The following is a 6,840-nucleotide window of genomic DNA, read 5'->3' on the forward strand; positions in this document are numbered from 1 at the left end:
GCTCGTCTCAACGCAGCCGACATGAAAGTTCGGCGCATGACAGGGAGGATGGAATGAAACTGACGAGGCGTGAGTTTTCCGCCGGCTTGGCGGCAGGTCTCGCTGCTCCCGCGCTGATGCGCAGCGCATGGGCGCAGGGCGCGACCATCAAGATCGGCATGTGCGTGCCGGTGACCGGACCGGCAGCGGAGCAGGGGCTTTGGGCCCAGAACGGCGCCAAGCTGGCGCTGGCCGCGGTCAATAAGGCCGGCGGCGTGCTCGGCAAGCAGGTCGAGCTCGTGATCGAGGACGATCAGACCACCAATCCGGGCATCGTGCTGGCGTTCTCCAAGCTCGCCGCGCAATCCGACATCGTCGCCTTCCTCGGCTCGATCCGCTCGACCCAGGTGCAGGCGATGGCGCCCGACGTGATCAAGGTCGGCAAGCCGGTCATGATCGGCGGCACCAATCCCGATCTCACCCATTCCGGCAATCCGTGGCTGTTCCGCTTCCGCCCGAATGACAATTATTCCGGCCGCGTGATCGCCGATTATGGCGTCAACACGCTCGGCAAGAAGAAATGGGCGATCGTGCATTCCACCGATGCGTTCGGCACCGCGGGCGGCAAGGCACTCACCGAAGCGCTGACCAAGCTCGGTGCGCCGCCGGTGCTCGACCAGGGCTACGCCAACCAGAGCCAGGACTTCACCCCGGTGGTGCTGGCCGTGAAGCAGTCCGGCGCCGATGTGCTCGGCACCTACTTCACTTTCGAGAACGACCTCGGCATCTTTGCCCGGCAGCTGCGCCAGCTTGGCGTCAACATTCCGTGGGTCGGCTCGCCCTCGGTGGTGGCGGTGTCGTCGACCAAGCTCGCCGGTCCCGCGCTGTTCGGCACCTACGGTGTCGCCGACTTCGCCGAAGATTCGAGCGATGTCGCGAAGTCGTTCGGCAAGGCCTATCGCGATGCCTACAAGACCGCGCCCGACAACCAGAGCGCCTGGCCCTACGATGCGATCACCATCCTGTCGGCGGCGATCAACAAGGCCGGCTCGACCGACCCGACCAAGATCCGCGAGGCCATCCTGGCGACGCAGAAGTTTGCGGGTGCCGAAGGCGAGTACAATTTCGACAAGAATGGCGACGGTCTGCACGGCTACAATGTCGTGAAGAACGACAAGGGCAAGATCGTCTACGACAAGCACATCGACTTCAACGATTGATCCGAGCGGGTCAGGGAGGCCCGAATGGATGGGTTCCCTCCCCCACGCAACCGGGGTTAACCCCGGTTGCGCACCATGAATCCGCACAAGTCGGGCGAGCCCGACTTGTGTGCGGGGGAGGGTTAGGGAGAGGGGTAAGCCGCACGGGCGGAATTCGTGGCTTACCCCTCTCTCCAACTCTCCCCCGCAAGGGGGGAGAGAGCCCTACCCCCTCCCGAACGACAATCACTCCAATCCGGCTGGTGCCGGGATGTTCGCTTCGCCTTTCAATCGAGCGCTGTCATGGATCTGGTTCTGCAACTGCTGTTCACCGGCATCGGCATCGGCGCGGTCTACGCGCTGGTGGCGCTCGGTTTCGTGCTGATCTTCCGCGCCACCAATGTGGTGAACTTCGCGCAAGGCGAGTTCTCCATGGTCGCCGCCTATCTGATGGTGGTCTGCGTCGAGCTCGGCCTGCCTTACTGGCTGTCCTTCGTGATCGCGCTCTCCGGCATGGCGCTGCTCGGCGTGATCTTCAATCTCGGCGTCTATTATCCGCTGCGCCACCGCACCTATCTTCCCGTCATCATCGCCACCATCGGCGCCTCGATCCTGCTGTCGAACTCGGTGCTCGCGATCTACGGTCCGCAGCCGCAGGTGCTGCAGGGCTGGTTCGATACGCCCGGCATCCAGCTCGGTCCGGTCTATCTCGACAGCCAGTATCTTCTGATCATCGGCGTCACGATCCTTTTGGTGCTGTTCAATTTCTGGTTCTTCGAGAAGACGCTGCTCGGCAAGAAGCTGCAGGCGACCTCGCAGGACAAGGAAATGGCCTCGCTGCTCGGCATTTCCGTCTCCACCATGATCATGATCACCTTCATCTATTCGGCCGTGCTCGGCGGTCTCGCCGGCATCCTGGTGGCACCGGTGCTGTTCGTCTCGATCCAGATGGGCTCCACGATTGCGCTGAAGGCGTTTGCCGCGACCATCATCGGCGGCTTCGGCGATGTCGCCGGCGCCATCGTCGGGGGCCTCGCGCTCGGCGTCATCGAAACGTTCGGCGCCGCCTATATTTCGGTGCCGTACAAGGACGGCTTTGCCTTCCTGGTGCTGATCGCTTTCCTGGTGTTCCGGCCGCAGGGCATCTTCGGCGAACGCGTCGCGGAGAAAGCATGAGCGCCAGCGACAATATGATTCCGGCGCCGGCCGTGCGCTCGAAGCCGCTGATCATCCGTCATCTGCCGTATTTCATCGGCGCTGCGGTGCTGGTGGCGCTCGCCGCCTCGATGCAGTTCGACGGTTACATCCTCAACATCCTGCTGCAGGCCACGACCTTCTCGATCGCGGTGTTCGGGCTCTCGGTCGTGCTCGGCCTGTGCGGCCAGATCAACCTGGCGCAGGCCGCGTTCTTCGGCTTCGGCGCCTATGCCGTCGGCCTCGGCACTGCCGACCTGCATCTGAACTTCTGGCTCTGCCTGGTCGGCGCCTGCGCGATCACGCTGGTTGCCGGTGCATTCCTCGGCATGTCGACGCTGCGGCTAGGCGGCCATTACCTTGCGATGGTCACGATCTCGTTCCAGCAGATCGTGACGCTGGTGATGATCAACGCGGTCGGCGTGACCCACGGACCGGACGGCGTCGCCAACATTCGCCGGCCCGAGCTGTTCCAGTCCTCGCAAAGCTATCTGGCTTTCTGCGTCGCGATGCTCGCCATCGTCGGCTATCTGGTCTGGCATCTGCCTGACACCAAGCTTGGCCGTGCCATGCGTGCGGTGCGCGACAATGAGCTCGCGGCCGGCGTCAACGGCATCGACGTGTTCCGCACCAAGGTCTCCGCCTTTGCGGTGTGTGCGGTGCTCGGCGGCCTCGCGGGTGGCCTGTTCGCAGGCGGCTTCGCTTATGTCAGTCCGGACCAGTTCTCGTTTGCGGAATCGATCCAGTTTCTGACCATGTCGCTGCTCGGCGGCGTGGCCTCGCCGATCGGCTCGGTGATCGGCACCGGCCTGCTGATCCTGATCCCGGAATGGCTGCGCTTCCTCAAGAGCGTGCCGGGTCTCTACCTCGCGATCTACGGCCTGTCGGTGATCCTGATCATCCGCTTCATGCCTGACGGTATCTGGGGCTTCGTGTCGGACGCCTTCACGCGCTGGCGCGCGCACACCAAAGCGCCGCCTGTAGCTGGAGCGCTCCAGCTCAAACCGGCGACCACGGGCGGCGACATCGTGCTCGAAGTCACCGGGCTGTCGAAGCATTTCGGCGGCCTCAAGGCAGTCGACGGCGTCGACATCGCGGTGAAGCGCGGCAGTGTGCATGCGCTGATTGGACCCAACGGCTCCGGCAAGACCACGACGCTGAACGTGCTGTCGGGTCTCTACAAGGCCACATCAGGCAAGATCGTGCTTGACGGCACCGACATCACCAGCATGGCGCCGCATCAGCGCACCGCTGCGGGACTTGGACGTACCTTCCAGAACATCCGCCTGTTCCGCTCGATGACCGCGCTGGAAAATGTCGAAATCGGCGCCGAGCGGCCCGGCAACACCATGATCGGGAAGGGCGACGACGCGCTGACGGAACGGGCAATGGAGGCGCTGACCTTCGTCGGCCTCGGCAACCGCGCCAATGAGCTGATCTCGAGCTTCTCCTACGGCCATCAGCGTCTGATCGAGATCGCGCGGGCGCTGGCGTCGAACCCGACACTGCTGCTGCTCGACGAACCGGCCGCGGGCCTCAACTCGACCGAGAAGCTGGAGCTGCATGAGCTACTCAAGCGCATCGCAGCCCAGGGCCTCACCATCTTCATTATCGATCACGACATGACGCTGGTCTCGGAAGCCGCCCAGCACATCACCGTGCTCAACTTCGGACGCCGCATCGCGGACGGCGAGTCCATGGCGGTGCTGCGCCATCCCGATGTCGTCTCCGCCTATCTCGGGAGCGAATGATGCCGCTGCTCGAAATCCGCAATCTGGCGGTCCGCTACGGCGAGATCGAGGCGCTGCGCGGCGTCACCATCGCCGTGGAGCAAGGGCAGGTGGTGACGCTGCTGGGTGCCAATGGCGCCGGCAAGTCGACCACGCTGCGCGCAATCTCCGGCCTCGCCAAGCCCGCTTCCGGCGACATCCTGTTCGACGGTCACTCGATCGCAGGCCTCGGGCCGGAAGCGATCGTGCGGCTCGGCATCTCGCATGTGCCGGAAGGCCGCCGCGTGTTTCCGGGCCTCACCGTGAAAGAGAACATCATGCTCGGCGCGTCGAACCGGAAGGTCGGGGCCGCGCAGATCTCGCGCGAGGCCGACGCGATGTTCGACCTGTTTCCGGACATTCGCGCCTTCTCCAATGCGCTCGGCTGGACGCTGTCCGGCGGCCAGTTGCAGATGGTTGCGGTCGCGCGCGGCCTGATGGCCAAGCCGCGGTTGCTGCTGCTCGACGAGCCTTCGCTCGGGCTTGCGCCTGTGATCGTGCAGGCGGTGTTCCGCATCATTTCGCAGATCAGGAAGGACACCACGGTCTTGCTCGTCGAGCAAAATGCGCGCATGGGACTCTCGGTCGCCGATCACGGTCTTGTCCTGGAAACCGGGCGGATCGTGCTCGGCGGCAAGCCCGACGAATTGTGGGGCAATGAAGCCATCGCCGCGGCCTATCTCGGCGGCCACGCCAAAACTCACGCCTGAGCATGATCCGGAAAAGTGGGTACCGGTTTTCCGATCAGATCGCGCTCCAATAACTGAACGAGCTGGTTTTTCATGGTCACCATCAAGGTCGATAATCTCATCAACTTCGTGTCCGAGGTGTTTTCCCATTCGGAGTCCTCTCCGGAAGAGGCGAAGCGCATCGCGACCTACCTGACGACGGCGAACCTCACCGGGCATGACAGCCATGGCGTGATCCGCGTGCCGGTCTATGTCAGGTGGAAGAAGATGGGCTCGATCGTACCGAACCAGACCCCCGAGGTAGTGGTCGACACGCCGTCGCTCGCGGTGGTCGACGGCAAGTTCGGTTACGGCCAGACGGTTACGCCGGTTGCTGTCAGGCTCGGCATCGAGAAGTGCAAGAAGGCGGGGCTTGCTGCGGTTGCGCTGCGTAACTCCGGTCATCTCGGCCGCGTCGGCGACTGGGCCGAAATGGCCGCCGCCGAAGGCCTCGTTTCAATTCATTTCGTGACCGCGGCTGGCTCGCTGCTGGTCGCGCCCTATGGCGGCGTCGAGAAGCGCCTGTCCACCGCGCCGTATTGCGTCGGCATTCCGCGCCAGGGTCAGGACCCGATCGTGCTGGATTTCGCGACATCCGTCGTCGCCGAGGGCAAGTGCCTGGTGGCGAGCCGCGGCGGCAAGAAGCTGCCGACCGGCGCGCTCGTCGATGCCGACGGCACGTTGAGCGAGGACCCGCAGGTGCTGTATGGCCCGTACACGCCGGACGGGCCGCGCGACCACACCAAGGGAACCGGTGCGATCCGCGCTTTCGGCGATCACAAGGGCTCCGGTCTCGCCTTCATCTGCGAACTGCTCGGCGGTGCGCTGACCGGCACCGGCGCGACCTCGTCGGACCGCCGCTTCGCCAACGGCATGATGGCGTTCTACATCGATCCCAAGGTGATCGACACCAGCAATTTCTTCGACGACGAAATCACCCGCTACACCGATTTCATCCGCGCCACGAAGCCGATCGCGGGCACGGATTCCGTGCTGGTTCCGGGCGATCCCGAGCGCAAGACCCGCGCCGATCGCACCAAGAACGGCATCCCCTTGCCTGACGACACCTGGGCGGCGATAGTGAATACTGCGCGCGAAGTCGGCGTCAGTGAAGTCTCGATCCAGCGGGCGACCAGCTGAGGTCCGCTCTCCAAGAAAACCTTCAAGAAAACCTCCGAGAACCACAAAAGGAAACGCAATCAATGGCAAACAAGGTCAAGCAGGTCTGGGCGTCGGGCAAGGCGGTGGTGAACGCGTGGCTCGCGATCCCCTCCGGGTTTTCGGCCGAAGTGATCGCGCAGTGCGGCTTCGACAGCGTCACCGTCGACATGCAGCATGGCGTGCAGGACTATCAGTCGATGGTGCAATGCTTCCAGTCGATGCATGCTCATCCGGTTACGCCGATGGTCCGCGTGCCCTGGAACGAGCCCGGCATCATCGGCAAGGTGCTGGATGGCGGCGCATATGGCGTGATCTGCCCGATGGTCAACACGCCGCAGGAAGCCAAGAACCTCGTCTCCTACGCAAAATATCCGCCGAAGGGCGTGCGCTCCAACGGTCCGATCCGCGCCGGCATGTACGGTTCGGCGGGCACCTACCAGCAGACCGCCAACGACGAGATCGTGTTGCTGCCGATGATGGAGACCAAGACCGCGGTCGAGAACATGGAAGCCATCCTCGATGTCGAAGGTATCGACGGCGTCTATATCGGCCCGTCCGATCTCGGCTTCTCCTACGGCCTGGTGCCGAAGCTCGATCGCGACGAGCCGGAGATTCTCAAGATCTACGAGAAGATCATCAAGGAGTGCGGCAAGCGCGGCCTCAACCCCGGCATCCACTGCTCCGGCGCCGAAGGCGCGGTGCGTGCGATCAACATGGGCTTCAAGCTCGTGACGCTGTCGAACGAGGTCGGCCTGATGCAGGTCTATGCCAGGATGCAGGTCAACCAGACCCGCGAGAAGTCCGGCGGCA

General features: G+C 63.8%; 6 protein-coding genes. All 6 read left to right on the forward strand.

Annotated elements, in window-relative coordinates; all coding sequences use genetic code 11:
• Positions 1–53: 53 nt before the first annotated feature.
• Positions 54–1,199, forward strand: a complete 1,146-nt coding sequence (locus tag FNJ47_RS11820; protein WP_163153245.1) for an ABC transporter substrate-binding protein — start codon at positions 54–56, stop codon at positions 1,197–1,199.
• 282 nt (positions 1,200–1,481) lie between these two features.
• A complete protein-coding gene (locus FNJ47_RS11825; RefSeq protein WP_163153246.1) occupies positions 1,482–2,354 on the forward strand; it encodes a branched-chain amino acid ABC transporter permease in 873 nt (290 codons plus the stop codon).
• Positions 2,351–4,123, forward strand: a complete 1,773-nt coding sequence (locus FNJ47_RS11830) for a branched-chain amino acid ABC transporter ATP-binding protein/permease (RefSeq protein WP_163153247.1) — start codon at positions 2,351–2,353, stop codon at positions 4,121–4,123. Before FNJ47_RS11825 ends, FNJ47_RS11830 begins: the two co-directional genes overlap by 4 nt.
• Positions 4,123–4,851, forward strand: coding sequence for an ABC transporter ATP-binding protein (locus FNJ47_RS11835; RefSeq protein ID WP_163153248.1), 729 nt, complete (start codon positions 4,123–4,125; stop codon positions 4,849–4,851). The genes FNJ47_RS11830 and FNJ47_RS11835 overlap by 1 nt, the downstream gene beginning before the upstream one ends.
• 72 nt (positions 4,852–4,923) lie before the next feature.
• Positions 4,924–6,009, forward strand: coding sequence for a malate/lactate/ureidoglycolate dehydrogenase (locus FNJ47_RS11840; RefSeq protein WP_163153249.1), 1,086 nt, complete (start codon positions 4,924–4,926; stop codon positions 6,007–6,009).
• A gap of 62 nt (positions 6,010–6,071) precedes the next feature.
• Positions 6,072–6,840 (forward strand): HpcH/HpaI aldolase family protein (locus tag FNJ47_RS11845; RefSeq protein ID WP_163153250.1); only part of this gene is annotated, 769 nt, incomplete at its 3' end.

It is taken from the genome of Bradyrhizobium uaiense (assembly GCF_010811875.1).
GTDB classification, from domain to species: domain Bacteria; phylum Pseudomonadota; class Alphaproteobacteria; order Rhizobiales; family Xanthobacteraceae; genus Bradyrhizobium; species Bradyrhizobium uaiense.